Source organism: Pseudomonas sp. FJ2-5-13 (assembly GCF_029201605.1).
Lineage (GTDB): Bacteria > Pseudomonadota > Gammaproteobacteria > Pseudomonadales > Pseudomonadaceae > Aquipseudomonas > Aquipseudomonas lactis.
Genome location: NZ_CP104045.1, coordinates 3,604,355 through 3,622,562 on the forward strand (window position 1 = coordinate 3,604,355; position 18,208 = coordinate 3,622,562).

The window sequence follows — 18,208 nt, forward strand, 5'->3', positions numbered from 1 at the left end:
CGATGCCTGCTATCCCTTTGGAGCATGGTCTGGCGGTCGCCGGCATCCTGTTCTGCCTTGGCCTGGTCGGCCTGATGGTTCGCCGTAACATTCTGTTCGTGTTGATGAGCCTGGAAATCATGATGAACGCCGCGGCACTGGCGTTCATCGTGGCAGGCGCGCGTTGGGGCCAGCCGGATGGGCAAGTGATGTTCATCCTGGTGATCAGCCTGGCAGCCGCCGAAGCCAGTATTGGCCTGGCGATCCTGCTGCAGCTGTATCGTCGCTTCCACACGCTTGATATCGACGCTGCCAGTGAGATGCGCGGATGAACATGATCTTTCTGACTTTCGTATTCCCCCTGATCGGTTTCCTGCTGCTGTCGTTCTCTCGCGGGCGCTGGTCGGAAAACCTCTCGGCCCTGATCGGCGTGGGCTCCATCGGCCTGTCGGCCATCGTGGCCGCCTACGTCATCTGGCAATTCAACGTGGCCCCGCCTGAAGGCGGCCACTACACCCTGGTGCTGTGGCAGTGGATGGCGGTTGAGGGCTTCAAGCCCAACTTCGCCCTCTACATCGACGGCCTGTCGATCACCATGCTCGGCGTGGTGGTGGGTGTGGGCTTCCTGATCCACCTGTTCGCGTCCTGGTACATGCGCGGTGAAGCGGGTTACTCGCGCTTCTTCTCGTACACCAACCTGTTTATCGCCAGCATGCTGTTCCTGGTGCTGGGCGATAACCTGTTGTTCCTGTACTTCGGCTGGGAAGGCGTGGGCCTGTGCTCGTACCTGTTGATCGGTTTCTACTACAGCAACCGCAACAACGGTAACGCAGCACTCAAGGCGTTTATCGTCACCCGCATCGGCGACGTGTTCATGGCCATCGGCCTGTTCATCCTGTTCCAACAGGTGGGCACGCTGAACATCCAGGAACTGCTGGTGCTGGCTCCGCAGAAATTCCAGGTCGGTGACTTCTGGATCACCCTGGCGACCCTGATGTTGCTGGGCGGCGCCGTGGGTAAATCTGCGCAACTGCCGCTGCAAACCTGGCTGGCGGATGCGATGGCCGGCCCTACCCCGGTATCGGCATTGATCCACGCCGCCACCATGGTGACCGCCGGTGTCTACCTGATCGCCCGTACCCACGGCCTGTTCACCCTGGCGCCGGACATCCTGCACCTGGTGGGCATCGTCGGCGGCGTAACCCTGGTACTGGCCGGCTTCGCCGCGCTGGTGCAGACCGACATCAAGCGTATCCTCGCCTACTCGACCATGAGCCAGATCGGCTACATGTTCCTGGCCCTGGGCGTTGGCGCCTGGGACGCGGCGATCTTCCACCTGATGACCCACGCGTTCTTCAAGGCCCTGCTGTTCCTCGCCTCCGGTGCGGTGATCGTGGCCTGCCACCACGAGCAGAACATCTTCAAGATGGGCGGCCTGTGGAAGAAACTGCCACTGGCCTACGCCAGCTTCATCGTCGGTGGTGCCGCCCTGGCCGCCCTGCCGTTGGTGACCGCCGGTTTCTACTCCAAGGACGAAATCCTCTGGGAAGCCTTTGCCAGCGGTAACCAGAACCTGCTGTACGCAGGCCTGGTGGGTGCGTTCATGACCTCGCTGTACACCTTCCGCCTGATCTTCATCACCTTCCACGGTGAAGCCAAGACCGAAGCGCACGCAGGCCACGGCATCTCCCACTGGTTGCCGCTGTCTGTGCTGATCGTACTGTCGACCTTCGTCGGCGCGATGATCACCCCGCCGCTGCACGGTGTGTTGCCACAAAGCGTCGGCCATGCCGGCGGCGAAGCCCAGCACAGCCTGGAAATCGCCTCGGGCGCCATCGCCATCGCCGGTATCCTGCTGGCGGCCCTGCTGTTCCTCGGCAAGCGTCGCTTCGTGACCGCCGTGGCCAACAGTGGCATTGGTCGCTTCCTGTCGGCCTGGTGGTTCGCCGCCTGGGGCTTCGATTGGATCTACGACAAACTGTTCGTCAAACCTTACCTTGCGATCAGCCACGTGCTGCGCAAAGACCCGCTCGACCAGACCATCGGTTTGATCCCGCGTGCCGCCAAGGCCGGTCACACCGCCCTGAGCCGCAGCGAGACCGGCCAATTGCGTTGGTATGCAGCGTCCATGGCGGCGGGTGCCGTTCTGGTGATCGGCGCCATCGTCGTGGTAGCGGTCTGACTATGTTTAAGTGCACTGCGTACTTTGCGAACTTGCGAAAGGAAACGAGCCCGTCATGATTCTGCCCTGGCTAATCCTGATCCCCTTTATCGGCGGCCTGCTCTGCTGGATGGGTGAACGCTTCGGCGCCACCCTCCCCCGCTGGATTGCGTTGCTGACCATGTCCCTGGAACTCGCGCTCGGCCTCTGGCTGTGGGCCCATGGTGACTATTCATTCGCTCCGGCACCGGGTGTCGACCCCACCTTCGCGCTTGAATTCAAGCACGTGTGGATCCAGCGCTTCGGCATCAACGTGCACTTGGCCCTCGACGGCCTGTCGCTGTTGATGATCCTGCTGACCGGCCTGCTGGGTATCCTCTCGGTACTCTGCTCCTGGAAAGAGATCCAGCGTCACGTGGGCTTCTTCCACCTGAACCTGATGTGGATCCTGGGCGGTGTTGTCGGCGTGTTCCTGGCGCTGGACCTGTTCATGTTCTTCTTCTTCTGGGAAATGATGCTGGTGCCGATGTACTTCCTCATCGCGCTCTGGGGTCACAGTTCTTCGGACGGCAAGAAAACCCGAATCTACGCGGCGACCAAGTTCTTCATCTTCACCCAGGCTTCCGGCCTGATCATGTTGGTGGCGATCCTGGGCCTGGTACTGGTCAACTTCAACAACACCGGCGTGATTACCTTCAACTACGCCGACCTGTTGAAGACCAAGATGTCGCTGACCACCGAGTACGTGCTGATGCTGGGCTTCTTCATCGCCTTCGCGGTGAAGCTGCCGGTGGTGCCGTTCCACTCTTGGTTGCCTGACGCCCACGCCCAAGCGCCGACTGCCGGTTCCGTGGACCTGGCCGGTATCCTGTTGAAGACCGCCGCCTACGGCCTGCTGCGTTTCGCCCTGCCGCTGTTCCCGAATGCTTCGGCCGAATTCGCGCCGATCGCCATGACCCTGGGTCTGATCGGGATCTTCTACGGTGCGTTCCTGGCCTTCGCCCAAACCGACATCAAGCGTCTGATTGCCTTCTCGTCCGTTTCCCACATGGGTTTCGTACTGATCGGCATCTACTCCGGCAGCCAACTGGCGCTGCAGGGCGCAGTGATCCAGATGTTGGCCCATGGTGTTTCGGCCGCTGCCCTCTTTATCCTGAGTGGCCAGTTGTACGAGCGTCTGCATACCCGTGACATGCGGGAAATGGGTGGCGTGTGGTCGCGCATCGCGTACCTGCCGGCTATCAGCCTGTTCTTTGCCGCCGCGTCGCTGGGCTTGCCGGGTACCGGTAACTTCATCGGCGAGTTCCTGATCCTGATGGGTGCCTTTGTGCAGACGCCGTGGATCAGCGCCATCGCCACCTCCGGCCTGGTGTTCGGTTCGGTCTACTCGCTGATCATGATCCACCGCGCCTATTTCGGCCCGGCCAAGTCCGACACCGTCCTGCAAGGGATGGATGCGCGCGAACTGATCATGGTGCTCGGCCTTGCGGTATTGCTGATCTTCATCGGCGTGTACCCGCAACCGTTCCTGGACACTTCTGCCGCAACGATGCATGGCGTGCAGCAGTGGTTCGGCACCGCCTTCTCCCAACTCGCTTCGGCCCGGTAAGAGCGCTATGGAATTCACGATCCAACACTTTATCGCGCTTGCGCCGCTGCTGATTACCAGCCTCACCATCGTGGTGGTGATGCTGGCAATCGCCTGGCGCCGCAATCACTCGCAAACGTTCCTGCTGTCCTGCGCCGGGTTGAACCTGGCCCTGCTGTCGATCATCCCGGCCCTCAAGGTCGCGCCACTGGCGGTCACGCCATTGATGATGGTCGATGACTTCGCGTTGCTGTACATCGCCCTGATCCTGGTGGCGACCCTGGCCTGCGTCACCCTCGCCCACGCCTACCTCGGCGAAGGCGGCACCGGCTACCCGGGCAACAAGGAAGAGCTGTACCTGCTGATCCTGCTGGCTGCGGCCGGCGGTATCGTGCTGGTCAGCGCGCAGCACCTGGCGGGCCTGTTCATCGGCCTGGAACTGCTGTCGATCCCGACCTACGGCCTGGTGGCCTACGCCTTCTTCAACAAGCGCTCCCTGGAAGCCGGCATCAAGTACATGGTGCTGTCGGCTGCCGGTTCCGCGTTCCTGTTGTTCGGTATGGCCCTGCTCTACGCCGAAGCCGGCAGCCTGAGCTTCACCGGTATCGGCCACGCCCTGGCCGCCACCAACAGCCCGGCGCCGATTGCCCAACTGGGCCTGGCGATGATGCTGATCGGCCTGGCGTTCAAGCTGTCGCTGGTGCCGTTCCACCTGTGGACCCCGGACGTGTACGAAGGCGCCCCGGCGCCGGTGGCGGCGTTCCTGGCCACTGCGTCGAAAGTGGCGGTGTTTGCGGTGATGGTGCGTCTGTTCCAGATCTCCCCCGCCGCCAACACCGGCGTGCTGAGCAACGTGCTGACCGTGATCGCCATCGCGTCGATCCTGTTCGGTAACCTGCTGGCCCTGACCCAGAACAACCTCAAGCGTCTGCTGGGTTATTCGTCCATCGCCCACTTCGGCTACCTGCTGATCGCCCTGGTGGCGAGCAAAGGCCTGGCCGTGGAAGCCATCGGCGTGTACCTGGTCACCTACGTGATCACAAGCCTGGGTGCTTTCGGCGTCATCACCTTGATGTCGTCGCCGTACAAAGGCCGTGACGCCGACGCGCTGTACGAATACCGCGGCCTGTTCTGGCGCCGTCCGTACCTGACCGCCGTGCTCACCGTGATGATGCTGTCCCTGGCCGGTATTCCGCTGACCGCGGGCTTTATCGGCAAGTTCTACATCGTCGCGACCGGTGTTGAGGCCCACGAATGGTGGCTGGTAGCCTCGTTGGTACTGGGCAGCGCCATCGGCGTGTTCTACTACCTGCGCGTGATGGTCACCCTGTACCTGATCGAGCCAAACCTGCGCCGGGTGGATGCCGAGCTGCACTGGGAACAGAAAGCCGGTGGCGTGATGCTGCTGGCTATCGCCCTGCTCGCCTTCTTCCTGGGCGTGTACCCACAACCGTTGCTCACCCTGGTGCAGCACGCGGTGCTGGGCGTTTGATCGCTTAGGTTGATGCAGTAAACAGAACGGCGCCTTTGGGCGCCGTTTTGCGTTTCTGTAGCTTGGCTTTTTCCCTTCTCTACTCGCTGAAATTTCCTCTTCAATCTGCCTCCTCATCCGGCATCTTCCCCGCTGGATGCGGCCTTAAGGTGTTTGCGTTTTAAGAAAGTTCCCACAGCTCGGGCACTTGACCCGTCGCGAGTGGGCCACCAAACTATACGCAGGCTACGTACAGAACATGGATGCTCTATTTATCGAACTGCCGGCATTCGAACGGCATCGCAGGGACTATCTGAGTGATGAGCTTTTTCACGGTTTTCAGCAGGAGTTGATGAAAAACCCAGAAGCGGGAGACGTGATCGAAGGAACGGGCGGGTTGAGAAAGGTTCGGTTCGTCGATGAGCGACGAAACAAAGGCAAGCGCGGTGGCCTGCGGGTCATTTACTACTGGTGGTCAGGCGGTACGCAATTCTGGTTATTCACTTTGTACGGCAAACACGAACAGAACGACCTGACACCCCAACACAAGAAAGCCCTTAAACACATGCTAGACAGGGAAATCAAAGCGAGAACACACCATGAAACGTGAAATCTTTTCCGAACTGGTCGAAGGCTTCGACGCCCTGGCCGATGAACGCCAGGGCAAAATCACCCTGCGCACCCACAAAGCGCACCTCAACAAGCTGGCGCCACTGCGCGCTGACGAGGTAATCGCCGTACGCCAGCAACTCAACCTGTCCCGCTCGGTATTCGCCATGTACCTGCGCACCAACACCCGCACCTTGGAGAACTGGGAGCAAGGCCGGGCCAAGCCGAATGCGCAGGCTGTCACGTTGATACGACTGGTGGCGCGCTTTCCGGAAACCGTGGCGCAACTTGCCGCATTGGGCTGACCTGCAATAGCCGAAAAAAAACGCCCCGAGCATTCGGGGCGTTTTTACAGCGTAAACAGCGTTAGAACGCGATACCCACCTTGAAACCATACTCATCACGCTTGAGCTTGGTGTTGTCGGCCACATAGGAATCGTTATCGAGCTTGTACTCGGTGCGGGTGTAGTACAGGCCCGCCATCACTGGCAGGTCGCCCTTCTGGTTCATCAGCAGGCTGACTTCGGCGTAAGGGTTGGTGCGGTCCTTGAGGTCCACAGTGTCGCTGCCGACGCCGTCGACCTTGAGCTTGGCGCGGCCGTCGATGGTGTGACGGGCGCCGGCTTCAACGCGCAGGGTCATGTCATCGAACTGGTGGTTGTAGCCCAAAGCGGCCTTGGCAAACGGCGACTTGTTGGTGAGCTTCATGTCGTAGCCATTGGTGTCCGGCTCGTAGCGGGTCCAGCTGTAGCCACCACCCACGATCACGTCGACAAAATTGCGCGCATCCAGCGCGGCACGCCAGCCGAGGTCTAGGTCGGCCTGGCCTTCCTTGAGTTTGTTATCGCTTTTTTCGCCGTACTTGGCTTCGATACCGGCCTGGTAGATAAAGCCCGACTCGGCAGTGAGCTTGTTGCCGAAGTTGTAGAACAGGCCGGCTTCAGGCATGTGGTCTTTGTCGCTTTCGCTACCGCCTTCAAGTTTGAAGTCGTTGTAGCTGCCCATGATCCCGAACGTGGAAATCGGGTCGGTGGAAGGTGCTGCGAACACCACGCCAGGCGCAGCCACCAGGGCCAGCAACGAGGTGTTCTTGAGGAGTTTTCCGAATAGTTTGGACATCGTTTTACATCTCCATTTTAAGGTGGGCAAAGTATTCAGGAATCGGTTCGAACCCTGGCGTTTGCGAAAAGTTCGAACTGATTTGCACCAAAATGGAGAAAAAACGGTTCAGCGAAGGCTCTATTTCAAGACTCTTCAGGATTCATGCGAATCAGGTGTTCAACGGCTTCGCGAAGTTGAGGCTGCTCCGGCAGCCGAATGCCGAAGGTGTCGCGCAACAGTCCCAGTAACTCATCGGCACTCTTGAGCGTGCGCTTTTCGCTGGGTTGACCCAGATAATGAAGGGCATAGCGGGCGTTGGCCAAGGTATGACGTTTACCGGGCGCAAGCAGCGCGGCTTTCAACTGCCCTACGAACGGTGAGCCAGGGTGCGTGGAGACGTACCAGTTGCCGATTTCATAGTCGATGTCGGCCTGGGTTTGCAGGTCGAACACGTACAGGCCACGCCACTCCTCGCCCACCTGGGCCCATAGCGTGTAGCTGCCTTGATTGAGCGTCAGTCGATAAGGTTCATGAGCGGTGGCCTGGGGCGCTTCGGTGTCCAGGTGCAACGGACTGCTGGGCACCATGCCGCCAAAACCGACATCGGTGATATAGCGCACGCCGTCGAGGGTCACCAGGCTCAAGCGATGGGTACGCCCGGTGTGGGCGTCCGGTGGGCCGCCGATCACAACGCGCCCGGTGATCCCACGGGCCTCAAAGCCCAGTTCCAGCAACAGCGCCAGGAACAGCTGGTTCAACTCGTAGCAATAGCCGCCACGCCCCTCATGCAGCACCTTACGCTCGACGCTGGGCAGGTCGATCGGCACCGGTGCATGCATCAGGGTCGACAGGCTTTCAAAGGCGAAGGTGCACACATGGCGCAGTTGCAGGTCCCGCAGGGTTTGCAGGGTGGGCGGCGGTGGCGCGGCATAGCCCAGGCGTTGCAGGTACAGGCGGCTATTGGCGAGTGTGTACATGGCGCGATCCTTGGGCGCAGGGCGAGAGCGTCACTATGCCGCGCCTGTGTGTGCGTTGTCATTTTGAATGAACCTTTTGGAGCGCCAGCCTATCCATCTATAACAAGATTGGGAGGCAACATGAGTACCGCAAAAATCTACACCGTCCACTATCAGCTACACGGTAAACCCAAGTCTTTCGTGGTGCGCGCCGAGGTGATGAACAACGCCGAGGCCTGGCATTGGGCGGCCGTCGATGCCGACATTGCCCATGTCAGCCGCATCGGCCGCGTGGGCCACGAGCAGGTGAAAAAGACCACCCGGCCCTGGGCGGAAAAATACGGTATCAGCGACGTCAGTTGGTCCCCGCCCAGATAAACAAAGCCCCGCACACAGGCGGGGCTTGGTTCACTGCTTCAAGTCGCCCAACGGATCGTAGGGCGGCTTTTTTTTCGCTGTCTCCTCGTCCTTTTTGTCCAGCGGCGCAATTGCCGGGCCGATTGGATCGACCTGCGGGTCGGCCAGGTCCGGCGAGTCCGGGTCGAAGCCCAGTTCATCCTTGCCACTGGCATGTTCGTTGGAATGGGGGCCATCGGTACGCTTGTTCATCAGGTTCTCCTGTTAAAGCGGGCGGGCTTTGTCGTGGAGGTTTTCCAGGTCTTCTTCGACGCGCTGCACATCGTCTTCCGGGCCTCGTTCTTTCGGGTCATTGGGGCGCAACGCATCGTTGTCGCGCTCCTCTTCACCGGGAGTGCGGTGCGGGTCGGGTGTACCAGGCGGTGGCTGTTTATAGTCGGGCATGACGGCTGACCTCATGAAGGGTTCACCGTTTTAGAGAAATCGCCCTCGGCTATCGTTCAACTTCATTGCTGCAAGCATGAGAAGATGAGCGCCCTTTCTGGAGACCTGCCCCGGATGTTTGAGCTCAAACCCTGCGACCCCGCCACCTATCGCCAACAGACCCGCCGCAGCACACTGGTCATTGCCGTGCTGTTCCTGGCCTTGGCCATGCTGTTATCGAGCCTGGCAGTGATGCTGTTCGGTGAGCCTGGCGGTGATAATTTTCGCTTCAACGTCGGCGGCGTATTCGCCGGCGTGCTGATCACGGTCGCGCTGGTGCGTGGCCCGTTCTGGACCCAACCCTGGATGGCGTCGGCGGTGTATGGCTGGCAGCTCAAGCGCAGCCTGATGAGCGTGACCAATGTGATGCACAAGGTCAGCGAGCGGGTGCAGGCCAACGACCCGGCAGCCATCAAGCTGTTGCGCTTCTATCACCTGGGGCTGACGCAGATGCACGAGCTGGACGCCAACTCCAGCGCCCAGGCGCAACTGGTGGGCGAGATCGAGGCCCACAAGGCAAAGATGCAGGCGCTGGGCATCGATATTGCGCAAACCCGGCTGGACCCAGCCTGGCTGGACAGTCTGAAAAATGCATAAGGCCGGTCAGCGCCTGGACTAAAAAACAAGACAATTCTTACATCCTTTCAAGGCGGTCATTCCCACTCTAGGCACCTCCCTCTCTAAACCCGTTTGAGAACCTTGCCTATGTGCGATCGCCACCCCTCTATGAAAGACCGACGACACTTCCTGCAGCTGGCTGCCGTCAGCGCAGGTGCAAGCCTGCTTGCCGCCGCAATGCCCTCCCTGGTGCACGCAGCCCCGACACCCGCGAGTTTGCCCAAGCCCACCAACGACCTCAGCCCACAGCTTGCCCTGCAGCGGCTGATGGAAGGCAACCGGCGTTACGCCGATGGCGTGACCAAGCGTCATGATTTTATGAGCGAACGCGAAGCGTTGGTGGGCGGGCAAAATCCGTTTGTCGCGGTGTTGAGCTGCGCCGATTCGCGGATCGCTCCGGAGTACGCCTTCGACACCGCCCGGGGCGACCTCTTCGCGGTACGGGTCGCGGGCAATTTCGTCACCGATAACGGGCTTGCCAGCCTCGAATATGCCGTGGCCGTATTGGGTACGCCGTTGATCATGGTATTGGGGCACGACCAGTGCGGCGCCGTCGCAGCAGGGGTCAAGGTGGTCAAGGATAACGCCCGCTTCCCCGGCAAGATCCAGGGCTTGGCCGATACTTTCAAACCCTCGGTGAACAAGGTATTGAAAGCGCCCGGCGACCTGCTGGAAAACGCCATTGCACAAAATGTCGCCGACACCATGGCGCGGCTCATGGCTGAATCAAGCCTGCTGGCCGATGCGGTCGCGGCGGGAAAACTGCTGATAGTGGGCGGCGTGTACAAGCTGCACAGCGGCAAGGTGAAAATGCTCGGTTAAGCTTTCTGTAGGAGCGAGCTTGCTCGCGAAAAACGCGAAGGCGCCGTGTTGATTCAGGCGGCGCGCGTTATCGTTGACGCTTTTCGCGAGCAAGCTCGCTCCTACAGGAGGCAATGATCGCTCAAGGCAAGCGGCGCGTCTCAAAAACCACGCCCAGGTCCAGGCGCCCGTCCTTCAGCGGCGGGCACCAGTAATAGCCCCCCGTCAACGGCTTGCTGATGCGATACAGGCCATCGACAATCCCATCTTCCAACCCACTCATGCGTCGCAACTGCGCTTCGAACGCATCGAAAGAATGACCAAATGCGAGGAACATCAGCCCCGCCTGGCCATTTTCGGCCCAGGGCATGGAGCGGCGCACCACGAAGGCTTCCGGTGTGAAGCTTTCCTGGGCGGTGCGCTTGGTGTGGGCCGACTCGGGGGCATCGTCGAGCTCTTCGTTATCGCCATGGCGGCGGCCAATGATGTGGTCACGCTCCTGGGCAGGCAACGCGGCGAAACCTTCAAGGTCGTGCTGCCATTGCTGGATAGCAGCGAAGCTGGCGCCGCTGTCGGTCAGCGCGGCTTCCACGGCGGCATCGTCGTGGGGGTTTTCGGTGCCGTCTTCGTAGTCGGTCAGGTCAAAGCCGGTCTTGTAGCGGAAGCCTTCAGTCGATTGCACCCGGCGAAACGCCGGGGCCAGGGCTTTTTCCACGGCCCGGCTGCGCAGCAGCAACTCACCGCGATCCACCCCATGCAGCCATACCCACAGCGCCTGTTGAGTCGAGGGGTTGTGAGCGCCAGGGCCGCTAACGGCCGGGAATGAGCGCAGCCCTGGGATCTGGGCACCCAGCGCCTTTACCAGCGGCTCACCGAACCCCACCACAGCCGCCGCATCCGTCAACTGCACCAGTGCGTCCAGCGCAGCGGGCACGGCTTGCAGCGAGTCGAGGGCGAAAAACAGATGGCGGGCCTGCAAAGGCACCGGTGCGGCAAGAATGCCCGGCTGGTACTGACTCATGTGAACTCCTTCTGAAAAGCCGCGCAGTTTACCCGGCGGACACCGCGCTGCGAACAAGAATGCGCGCAAGCCTTGCGTTAGAGCCGCTTGTTGGGTGACTCTCTAGTCATGTTTTGCAACTATTCCAGGGGTAGCGACATGACCACCAGCAACCTGCTCGCCCAGCTGTTTCCCACCTCCACCGCGCAGATTCCCGAGCAATTTCGCCTGGCGGCGCCCATTGAACAACGTGAATACCTGGTCGATGGCCAGTTGCAGGTGTGGAACGGCCCGCTTGCCCGCGTGCAAAGCCCGGTGCAACTGGGTGATGAGCGCGTGCACATCGGCAGCACGCCGTTGCTGGATGCCGACACCGCCCTCACCGCCCTGGATGCTGCCGTGCGCGCCTACGACCGTGGCCAAGGTGCATGGCCGACGATGCGCGTGGTAGAGCGTATCCAGCACGTCGAGGCGTTCCTGCGGCGCATGCGCGAACAGCGCGATGCGGTGGTCAAGCTGCTGATGTGGGAGATCGGCAAAAACCTCAAGGACTCGCAGAAAGAATTCGACCGCACCTGCGACTACATCACCGACACCATCAATGCCCTCAAGGAACTCGACCGCCGCAGCAGCCGCTTTGAACTGGAGCAAGACACCCTCGGCCAGATCCGCCGCGTGCCTCTGGGTGTGGCGTTGTGCATGGGGCCTTACAACTACCCGTTGAACGAGACCTTCACCACGCTGATCCCGGCCTTGATCATGGGCAATACCGTGGTATTCAAGCCGGCCAAGCTGGGTGTGCTGTTGATCCGTCCCTTGCTGGAAGCCTTCCGCGACAGCTTCCCGGCCGGGGTAATCAACGTGATCTACGGCAGCGGCCGCGAGACGGTGAGCGCACTGATGGCGAGCGGCAAGATCGACATCTTTGCGTTCATCGGCACCAACAAGGCCGCCAGTGATTTGAAAAAGCTGCACCCCAAACCGCACCGTTTGCGCGCTGCGCTCGGCCTGGACGCCAAAAACCCGGGGATCGTGCTGCCCGAAGTGGACCTGGACAACGCAGTGAGTGAAGCCGTCACCGGCTCGCTGTCGTTCAACGGCCAGCGTTGCACCGCGTTGAAGATCCTGTTCGTGCATGAAGACGTGGTGGAACGTTTTATCGAGAAATTCAACGCCAAGCTGGCGACGCTCAAGCCCGGCATGCCTTGGGAAGACGGCGTGGCGCTGACGCCACTGCCGGAAGTGGGCAAGGTCGATTACCTCAACGAGCTGGTGGCCGACGCGGCGCGCCATGGTGCCAAGGTGATGAATGCCGAGGGCGGCAGCAGCCGTGGTTCGTTTTTCTACCCGGCGGTGCTGTACCCGGTGAACCCACAGATGCGCGTCTACCACGAAGAGCAATTCGGCCCGGTGGTGCCGATCGTGCCCTACCGTGACCTGGAAACCGTGATCGACTACGTGCTGGACTCGGATTTCGGCCAGCAGTTGAGCCTCTTCGGCACCGATCCCGTGGAAGTCGGGCGCCTGGTGGACACCTTCGCCAACCAGGTGGGCCGCATCAACATCAATGCCCAATGCCAGCGTGGGCCGGACACCTTCCCGTTCAATGGGCGCAAGAACTCGGCCGAGGGCACGTTGTCGGTACATGACGCCTTGCGCGTGTTCTCGATCCGCACCTTGGTGGCGACCAAGTTCCAGGACAGTAACAAGGCGTTGGTCAGCGACATTTTGCGCAACCGCGATTCGAGTTTCCTGACTACCGACTACATCTTTTAAGAACGCCGCCGAACAAAATGTGGGAGCGGGCTTGCTCGCGAAAGCGGAGTGTCAGTCAACAAACTTTTAACTGATACATCGCTTTCGCGAGCAAGCCCGCTCCCACCATTCAGACCGAGCCAGCCCTACTTATCGAGGCCACTTTAATACTGATGAACCTGCCCTTCTTTGCCCGGCGCCTGCTGCGCCCCTTGCTTGACCCCTACCGCCGCTTTCGCCATGCCAAGCTGATCCATGCCGCGCGCGTATCAGTGGGTTTGCTGGCAACCATCCTGCTGACCACCGGCCTCAACCTGCCCCACGGTGAATGGGCGTCGGTGACCATGCTGATCGTGATCGGTGGGTTGCAGCACCACGGCAATATCGGCAAGAAAGCCGTCGAGCGCGCCTACGGCACCTTGATCGGCGCCAGCGTCGGCTTGCTGCTGGTGGTGCAACAGGCATACTTCGGCCTGCCATTGCTCACCTACCTGCTGATGTCGGTGGTGTGCGGGTTCTTTTCCTATCACGCCATCGGCAAGGGCGGTTACATCGCGCTGCTGTCGGCGATCACGGTATTTATCGTCGCCGGCCACGGCGACAACCCGATCTCCGATGGCCTGTGGCGCACCGTCGATATCCTCATTGGCATCGTGCTGGCCCTGGCGTTTTCCTTTGCCTTGCCGTTGTACGCCGTGTATTCGTGGCGCTACAACCTGGCCAGCGCCCTGCGTGACTGCGCGCAGATTTATAGCCGGATCATCAATGGCCAATCGGTAACCGACGACGAACACCTCAAGCTGCTCAACCGCTTGAACGGGGCGATGGTGCAACTGCGTTCGCTGATGCCTTCGGTGTCCAAGGAAGTGCGGATTTCCATGACTGAACTGGACGCGATCCAGCGTCACTTACGTATGTGCATCAGCACTCTGGAGATTCTGGGCAATACCCGGCCGGACCCGCGCGATGAGCAGGCCACGGCAAGGATGCGGGTGATGTTGAAGGCCGAGCATCGGCAGATTCGGGTGCAACTGGTGGGGATGGCTCGGGCGCTGAAGTCGGGGGTGACGGAGCGGTTGGAGCGTAGCGGACACACCACTGCCCGTGAGTCCACGCTGGGTGAACCGGTTTACAGTGCTCTGGATGGGTATCGATTATTGACAGTGCAGTTGGCGCAGAATGTGGAGGGAATGCGCGAGCGGCTTGCGACGACCTCAGCACGCTGGCGCATCTGAAGCTAACGCAACTCAGTGAATAAGTACGGGAGAGCTTCATCGTGAGCCCTCCCGTTACTATTTCATGACAACAAGTCCTGTTCAGAGCAGCCCGATAGCATTGCTGTAACCACCAAGAAAGTGATCCTTGGCTGTCCCTGTATCACCGTTTTTGACGTTGATTACATAGTAGTAATTACTAAACCATTCAGAATGGGAGAACGTCGACGTGCAATCAAAGTAGCCGCCCCCTATCGGCCAACGAGCGCCATACGCCGCATGAATTTCTCGAGCCTCTGTCAGGCTGGGCAGGCGCCTGCCAGCGTTGGCAGCGACCGACCGATTTGTGGGAACAGTACCATTACCCAAATCAAGGCAGCGAACCACATTACTGACAACAACGGCGTAACTTCGCGTCTGTGCGGGGAATGACGAGTCACGCACGCTGATATATGCAGTGCCATTACCTCGCACGGTGACTAATCCTGAATTGCTAGTGACATTGGCGACATTGGCATTGGAGGTAGAATAGATATACGGAGGAGTTCCGCCGGATGCCATATATTGGACCTGATTACCCGCACCAAAAGCTGGCAAAACATTTGGATATCCGTCTATTAGGTACGTTTTCCTGTTCAAATACACCGTCACCTGATTGAACACCAATGCTGTAGTATGCATGATTCGGTACTGCGTCTGCGGGAAGGCCACCGCTTTTGGCTTATCATTCTGCTTATTGAAGTTCACATGCGGCGTTATAGTAACGGTTCCATTATTTGGCACAGACATCAGCCAACTGCGCAACACCGTGATGTTTATAAAGCCATTGGCAGCCTCACTAGCGGTAACGCTGTGCGCTACCAGCAATTCCTGCGTGCTCGCTCCTGGGGCAGACACTATTAACCAGGCAATATGGCCTTCCTGACTATACGGCCACTTGCCCATCCTCAACACAGCATTACCAGTCAGACTGGCAGGATTTATGGTGCCTCCATTGCCAATATTATTGATAAAGGCTCTTGGCAGACTGCCCAGAGGGATCGCCTGGACATGCACTATCTGAACTTCCGAAGAGCCTTGCCCACCACGCCCCAATATCACCTCATACTGAAACTGGATTGTAGTATTAATTGCCGCCCCAACCAGCTCATTGCTGATATTGAACGTCACCGTGCCGCCGTCAAGCCCAGGCAGCGTACCCACTTCAATCGACGTTCCCTGTGAGTCGATCAAATACAGCGTAATCAGATCCTCTCCCCCTTGGTTCATGTTCGGGTAGGTCACCAACATCTGACATTTATTTTCAACGGTGATGGGACTGATAACAACTTCAGGCCCGTCCGGAGGAGAAGAATACCTGATTTGCGGATGAGGGAAGACATTGGACTCGGTCTGAACCATATAATGGCGAGTCTCGAACCATACAATGTCACCAGCGTTGCTACTGTGATTAAACGTCACACCAAATTCAATGGCTAAGGGCGTCCACTCTTGCAGATTGCGCAATCTGCCAACAGGCGTGTAAGACGCGGGTCCATCGTTCACATCGTTGAATGAGACTTCACGACCTGCAAATGTCTCCTCGTAATAGGCGTCATCATTGTTAAAGGTTCCGATGTAGCGTTTATACATCTTCTGTTTAAGTGCAATGTATGGCCAGGGAAGCACACGGGTCTGGTCAAGGTCTTGTAACTTGGGTATTTCGAGAACGGCGCTTTCGCCGATGCTATCAATCGTTGCGCCAGGCACATGGCTCAAGGTCAGCAAGTTCAAGGTGAGGGTTGGTGAGTCTGTGGGAAAACCATTACGCACCACCTTAAACGATACGTCGATATCACGCCCAGACGGATGAATACTGAAGCCAATCGCTTCCGGCGGAACGATCACATCGACATAAGCATCTCCGCTTTGCGCATCCTTGACTTCAAAGTGTACGCCGCCGCCGACCAGCCCTAGCCAACAGACTTCGACGGTATCGCCGTCCTTGGGTTCATCATAGCGGCAACGTACTGTGGCTCCGGTATTTACTACCAGCCACGGGTCGAGTTCATCCGGCCCTGTTGTCGCCTCGAGGACCTCGGGCAGGGACAGCAAGCCCAATGCCCTGCCAATGGTATAGGTCGCCTCTTCGGACAACTCATCCACGGCAAACCGCCTGCGCACATAACTGATAGTGAGCGTGCCATTTTTATTGCCGTCTATCAGCTGTTTAGGAATATCAGCAAGAAAAGGGTTGGAATTCACAGCCAGTACATAGGAGGATGAGATTGTTCCCGTTACCGATCCCACGAATTTGATAATAACTTCATCGCCGGCCCTGAACTCTGCACGGGCCTCAAACGTCGCGACGCTGCCGATGCTGTCCGGATTAACATTGTTGGTGGCGTCTGCCTCCTGAATAAGCGGCGCGATTAAACTGCGCGCCGGACGCCCGATCTGGATATATCGACGTTCGGACTCGCGTATGTTTACTGGCCCCGTGACACCATAATAGACGCGGGTACGAAGCAGTCCTTCGAATCGTGCATAGGCGGCGTTCAGGAAGTCCCGGAAACGGGGATGAGTTCCGGCGGCGCGATCGCTGAATTCGTGCTCGACACTGCCATCCTTGTTATCCCCCATAATATTGACTCGCAGGCTATCCCCTGCATTACCGGGTGGGGTGTAGTCAGGCATTGCCGCAGTGATGTATGGCAAGTCCGGCTCCACAAATGGACCATGCGCCTGGACGACGTCGGGCTGAGGCAAGGTATAAAGGACTCCAGCGACCGCATAGATGGTTGATCTGGATGCCAGCATGCCTCGTTCACGAACATAGGAGATCTTCAAGGTGCTTTGGATCAGAGAACGGATAAACGCGTTGGGAATTGCAATGTCGTTGTAATTCGCCAGTTCAACTTCCAAGCGAAACCCATAGGAAACATTCTCGCCATCCACCGTGTTGCCTTCCACCTTCCAAATAAGGAAATCCCCCCTGATAAAGTTCGGATCATTTCTGCGAATCAGTACTGAACCTGTGGCAGGTTGACCATGTAACTCATCAGCTTCCAAGAGCAGTGTTGCCGCATCCGCCTCGACAATCTCAGGCTCATCCAGCAACGTCAGGTTAAGGTCAACGTTGACAGGAGTCGGCTTGCTCCATCGGTGGCAAGGTCCAGACACATCCAAGACCTCGTCGTACAAATAGAACTGCACGACAAAATGGCCGCTGCCCGCTGCATTTAAAAAAGTAGGTTCGATAGTGAACGTAAGGTCGGAACCGACTTGATCATTACGCAAAGGGGGTAACTCATAGCGGTGCTCTCCCCAGTAGAACATAACCAGGTCATTGACCCGCATGTTCACCCACTTGTGGATGGTGCATGTCACACCTCGAGCCGCAACCACGGAGTCGACATAGACATCGGAGAGCGTAAACGTCAATCCACGGTGGTAGGAACCGTCGCAATTGCCATCCCCACCGGGCAACGTGTGCAGTATCAGAATACGTTGCGGTACTGAAGTACTTGGTGTTCCCGGGCCGCCCCGGATGACTTCTCCATATACATTATTGACAAAATAGTGCAGCAGGGTCGTTCTGGGAATTACCAGAAAAAAACGTGGATCATCTTTATTGACGGAATTAACTTTACCCTCTTGCATGTGTATCCCGTTCATCCATATATGATATGTATCGCCCTCTTTACAGTCGGACCAACGCTCAAAGACATAGGTCAAACCATCTTTGATATGACGATAACCAATCCCGTAGGCCGCTCCCAGAACCGGAATGACTTGGTTGGGCACAGGGTAGGGGGAGTCGAGATCTTGAACGACTGTGGGTTGTGCCGGGCCTTTAGGCAGCGATGCTTTTTTTTTCGGCGGGGTCTTTTTTTTATTCGCTACAGGAAGGACGGAAACCGACGGCTGTTCTGCGGCCGTCGTTTTATGCGTGCCGGCAGATTTTTTCTTGGGGCTGGGGCTGGCTGCAACGCTATTTTTTTTACTCGCAGGCTTGGTCGGCATCTTTTTTCTCCTGAGCGGGGATCGCTGTGGAAATAAAAGCCCCTTCAACTACAACCCGTCACCTGTGAGAATTGACAGTTCTGACCAGCGGTAATAACCCTGCTCGTTCA

General features: G+C 58.6%; 17 protein-coding genes. 11 read left to right on the top strand and 6 right to left on the bottom strand.

Annotated features, from left to right (window positions below):
- Positions 1–2 precede the first annotated feature (2 nt).
- From nuoK to N2A98_RS15825, 6 genes are all read left to right on the top strand, one after another.
- Complete coding sequence (gene nuoK / locus N2A98_RS15800) at positions 3–311, top strand: NADH-quinone oxidoreductase subunit NuoK (RefSeq protein ID WP_003174727.1); 309 nt, start codon at positions 3–5, stop codon at positions 309–311.
- Positions 308–2,161, top strand: coding sequence for an NADH-quinone oxidoreductase subunit L (gene nuoL, locus N2A98_RS15805; protein WP_044274602.1), 1,854 nt, complete (start codon positions 308–310; stop codon positions 2,159–2,161). The genes nuoK and nuoL overlap by 4 nt, the downstream gene beginning before the upstream one ends.
- Positions 2,162–2,216: 55 nt before the next feature.
- Positions 2,217–3,749, top strand: coding sequence for an NADH-quinone oxidoreductase subunit M (gene nuoM, locus N2A98_RS15810; RefSeq protein WP_014718913.1), 1,533 nt, complete (start codon positions 2,217–2,219; stop codon positions 3,747–3,749).
- 7 nt (positions 3,750–3,756) lie between these two features.
- Entirely contained in the window at positions 3,757–5,220 is a 1,464-nt protein-coding gene (nuoN, locus tag N2A98_RS15815) for an NADH-quinone oxidoreductase subunit NuoN (protein ID WP_003192122.1), read from the top strand.
- Positions 5,221–5,458: 238 nt separating this feature from the next.
- Positions 5,459–5,809 (top strand): toxin, encoded by a 351-nt coding sequence (locus N2A98_RS15820; RefSeq protein WP_003192123.1) that lies wholly within the window; start codon positions 5,459–5,461, stop codon positions 5,807–5,809.
- The gene (locus tag N2A98_RS15825; protein WP_044274604.1) at positions 5,799–6,113 is read left to right on the top strand and encodes a hypothetical protein; all 315 of its coding nucleotides are present in this window, start codon (positions 5,799–5,801) and stop codon (positions 6,111–6,113) included. Before N2A98_RS15820 ends, N2A98_RS15825 begins: the two co-directional genes overlap by 11 nt.
- 61 nt (positions 6,114–6,174) lie before the next feature.
- Here the strand turns inward: N2A98_RS15825 and N2A98_RS15830 are convergent, their stop codons facing one another.
- Both N2A98_RS15830 and N2A98_RS15835 read right to left on the bottom strand, forming a co-directional pair.
- Positions 6,175–6,927, bottom strand: coding sequence for an outer membrane beta-barrel protein (locus N2A98_RS15830; protein WP_044274605.1), 753 nt, complete (start codon positions 6,925–6,927; stop codon positions 6,175–6,177).
- 125 nt (positions 6,928–7,052) lie between these two features.
- Positions 7,053–7,886 (bottom strand): arylamine N-acetyltransferase, encoded by an 834-nt coding sequence (locus N2A98_RS15835; protein WP_044274606.1) that lies wholly within the window; start codon positions 7,884–7,886, stop codon positions 7,053–7,055.
- A 120-nt stretch (positions 7,887–8,006) separates the two neighbouring features.
- Between N2A98_RS15835 and N2A98_RS15840 the strand changes: the two genes are divergently transcribed.
- The gene (locus N2A98_RS15840) at positions 8,007–8,243 is read left to right on the top strand and encodes a DUF6555 family protein (protein ID WP_003192128.1); all 237 of its coding nucleotides are present in this window, start codon (positions 8,007–8,009) and stop codon (positions 8,241–8,243) included.
- 30 nt (positions 8,244–8,273) lie between these two features.
- Here N2A98_RS15840 and N2A98_RS15845 read toward each other — a convergent pair whose 3' ends face one another.
- Together N2A98_RS15845 and N2A98_RS15850 are read right to left on the bottom strand one after the other, a co-directional pair.
- Entirely contained in the window at positions 8,274–8,474 is a 201-nt protein-coding gene (locus N2A98_RS15845; protein ID WP_044274607.1) for a DUF6021 family protein, read from the bottom strand.
- A 12-nt stretch (positions 8,475–8,486) separates the two neighbouring features.
- Positions 8,487–8,666: a hypothetical protein gene (locus N2A98_RS15850; RefSeq protein WP_044274608.1), complete on the bottom strand. Its 180-nt coding sequence runs from the start codon at positions 8,664–8,666 to the stop codon at positions 8,487–8,489.
- Positions 8,667–8,780: 114 nt separating this feature from the next.
- On the opposite strand from N2A98_RS15850, the gene N2A98_RS15855 reads away from it, so the two are divergent.
- Both N2A98_RS15855 and N2A98_RS15860 read left to right on the top strand, forming a co-directional pair.
- On the top strand, positions 8,781–9,302 hold the full coding sequence (locus N2A98_RS15855) for a DUF3087 family protein (protein WP_044274609.1): 522 nt from the start codon (positions 8,781–8,783) through the stop codon (positions 9,300–9,302).
- Between the two features lie 129 nt (positions 9,303–9,431).
- Entirely contained in the window at positions 9,432–10,145 is a 714-nt protein-coding gene (locus N2A98_RS15860; protein ID WP_228391104.1) for a carbonic anhydrase, read from the top strand.
- Positions 10,146–10,266: 121 nt separating this feature from the next.
- Here the strand turns inward: N2A98_RS15860 and N2A98_RS15870 are convergent, their stop codons facing one another.
- The gene (locus N2A98_RS15870) at positions 10,267–11,145 is read right to left on the bottom strand and encodes a Dyp-type peroxidase (protein WP_275622301.1); all 879 of its coding nucleotides are present in this window, start codon (positions 11,143–11,145) and stop codon (positions 10,267–10,269) included.
- Positions 11,146–11,283: 138 nt separating this feature from the next.
- Here N2A98_RS15870 and N2A98_RS15875 point away from each other — a divergent pair, with 138 nt between their 5' ends.
- Both N2A98_RS15875 and N2A98_RS15880 read left to right on the top strand, forming a co-directional pair.
- Positions 11,284–12,900 carry an NADP-dependent glyceraldehyde-3-phosphate dehydrogenase gene (locus N2A98_RS15875; RefSeq protein WP_078803356.1) on the top strand — a complete coding sequence of 539 codons (1,617 nt, stop codon included), beginning with the start codon at positions 11,284–11,286 and terminating at the stop codon, positions 12,898–12,900.
- A gap of 152 nt (positions 12,901–13,052) precedes the next feature.
- Positions 13,053–14,114, top strand: coding sequence for an FUSC family protein (locus tag N2A98_RS15880; protein WP_275622302.1), 1,062 nt, complete (start codon positions 13,053–13,055; stop codon positions 14,112–14,114).
- An 81-nt stretch (positions 14,115–14,195) separates the two neighbouring features.
- On the opposite strand, the gene N2A98_RS15885 is transcribed toward N2A98_RS15880, so the two are convergent.
- Positions 14,196–18,098 carry a hypothetical protein gene (locus N2A98_RS15885; protein WP_275622303.1) on the bottom strand — a complete coding sequence of 1,301 codons (3,903 nt, stop codon included), beginning with the start codon at positions 18,096–18,098 and terminating at the stop codon, positions 14,196–14,198.
- Positions 18,099–18,208 lie beyond the last annotated feature (110 nt).

Bases quoted from the DNA above. Each gene is read 5' to 3' on its own strand.
- nuoK (WP_003174727.1), top strand. From the start codon at position 3: ATGCCTGCTATCCCTTTGGAGCATGGTCTGGCGGTCGCCGGCATCCTG.
- nuoL (WP_044274602.1), top strand. From the start codon at position 308: ATGAACATGATCTTTCTGACTTTCGTATTCCCCCTGATCGGTTTCCTG.
- nuoM (WP_014718913.1), top strand. From the start codon at position 2,217: ATGATTCTGCCCTGGCTAATCCTGATCCCCTTTATCGGCGGCCTGCTC.
- nuoN (WP_003192122.1), top strand. From the start codon at position 3,757: ATGGAATTCACGATCCAACACTTTATCGCGCTTGCGCCGCTGCTGATT.
- N2A98_RS15820 (WP_003192123.1), top strand. From the start codon at position 5,459: ATGGATGCTCTATTTATCGAACTGCCGGCATTCGAACGGCATCGCAGG.
- N2A98_RS15825 (WP_044274604.1), top strand. From the start codon at position 5,799: ATGAAACGTGAAATCTTTTCCGAACTGGTCGAAGGCTTCGACGCCCTG.
- N2A98_RS15830 (WP_044274605.1), bottom strand. From the start codon at position 6,927: ATGTCCAAACTATTCGGAAAACTCCTCAAGAACACCTCGTTGCTGGCC.
- N2A98_RS15835 (WP_044274606.1), bottom strand. From the start codon at position 7,886: ATGTACACACTCGCCAATAGCCGCCTGTACCTGCAACGCCTGGGCTAT.
- N2A98_RS15840 (WP_003192128.1), top strand. From the start codon at position 8,007: ATGAGTACCGCAAAAATCTACACCGTCCACTATCAGCTACACGGTAAA.
- N2A98_RS15845 (WP_044274607.1), bottom strand. From the start codon at position 8,474: ATGAACAAGCGTACCGATGGCCCCCATTCCAACGAACATGCCAGTGGC.
- N2A98_RS15850 (WP_044274608.1), bottom strand. From the start codon at position 8,666: ATGCCCGACTATAAACAGCCACCGCCTGGTACACCCGACCCGCACCGC.
- N2A98_RS15855 (WP_044274609.1), top strand. From the start codon at position 8,781: ATGTTTGAGCTCAAACCCTGCGACCCCGCCACCTATCGCCAACAGACC.
- N2A98_RS15860 (WP_228391104.1), top strand. From the start codon at position 9,432: ATGAAAGACCGACGACACTTCCTGCAGCTGGCTGCCGTCAGCGCAGGT.
- N2A98_RS15870 (WP_275622301.1), bottom strand. From the start codon at position 11,145: ATGAGTCAGTACCAGCCGGGCATTCTTGCCGCACCGGTGCCTTTGCAG.
- N2A98_RS15875 (WP_078803356.1), top strand. From the start codon at position 11,284: ATGACCACCAGCAACCTGCTCGCCCAGCTGTTTCCCACCTCCACCGCG.
- N2A98_RS15880 (WP_275622302.1), top strand. From the start codon at position 13,053: ATGAACCTGCCCTTCTTTGCCCGGCGCCTGCTGCGCCCCTTGCTTGAC.
- N2A98_RS15885 (WP_275622303.1), bottom strand. From the start codon at position 18,098: ATGCCGACCAAGCCTGCGAGTAAAAAAAATAGCGTTGCAGCCAGCCCC.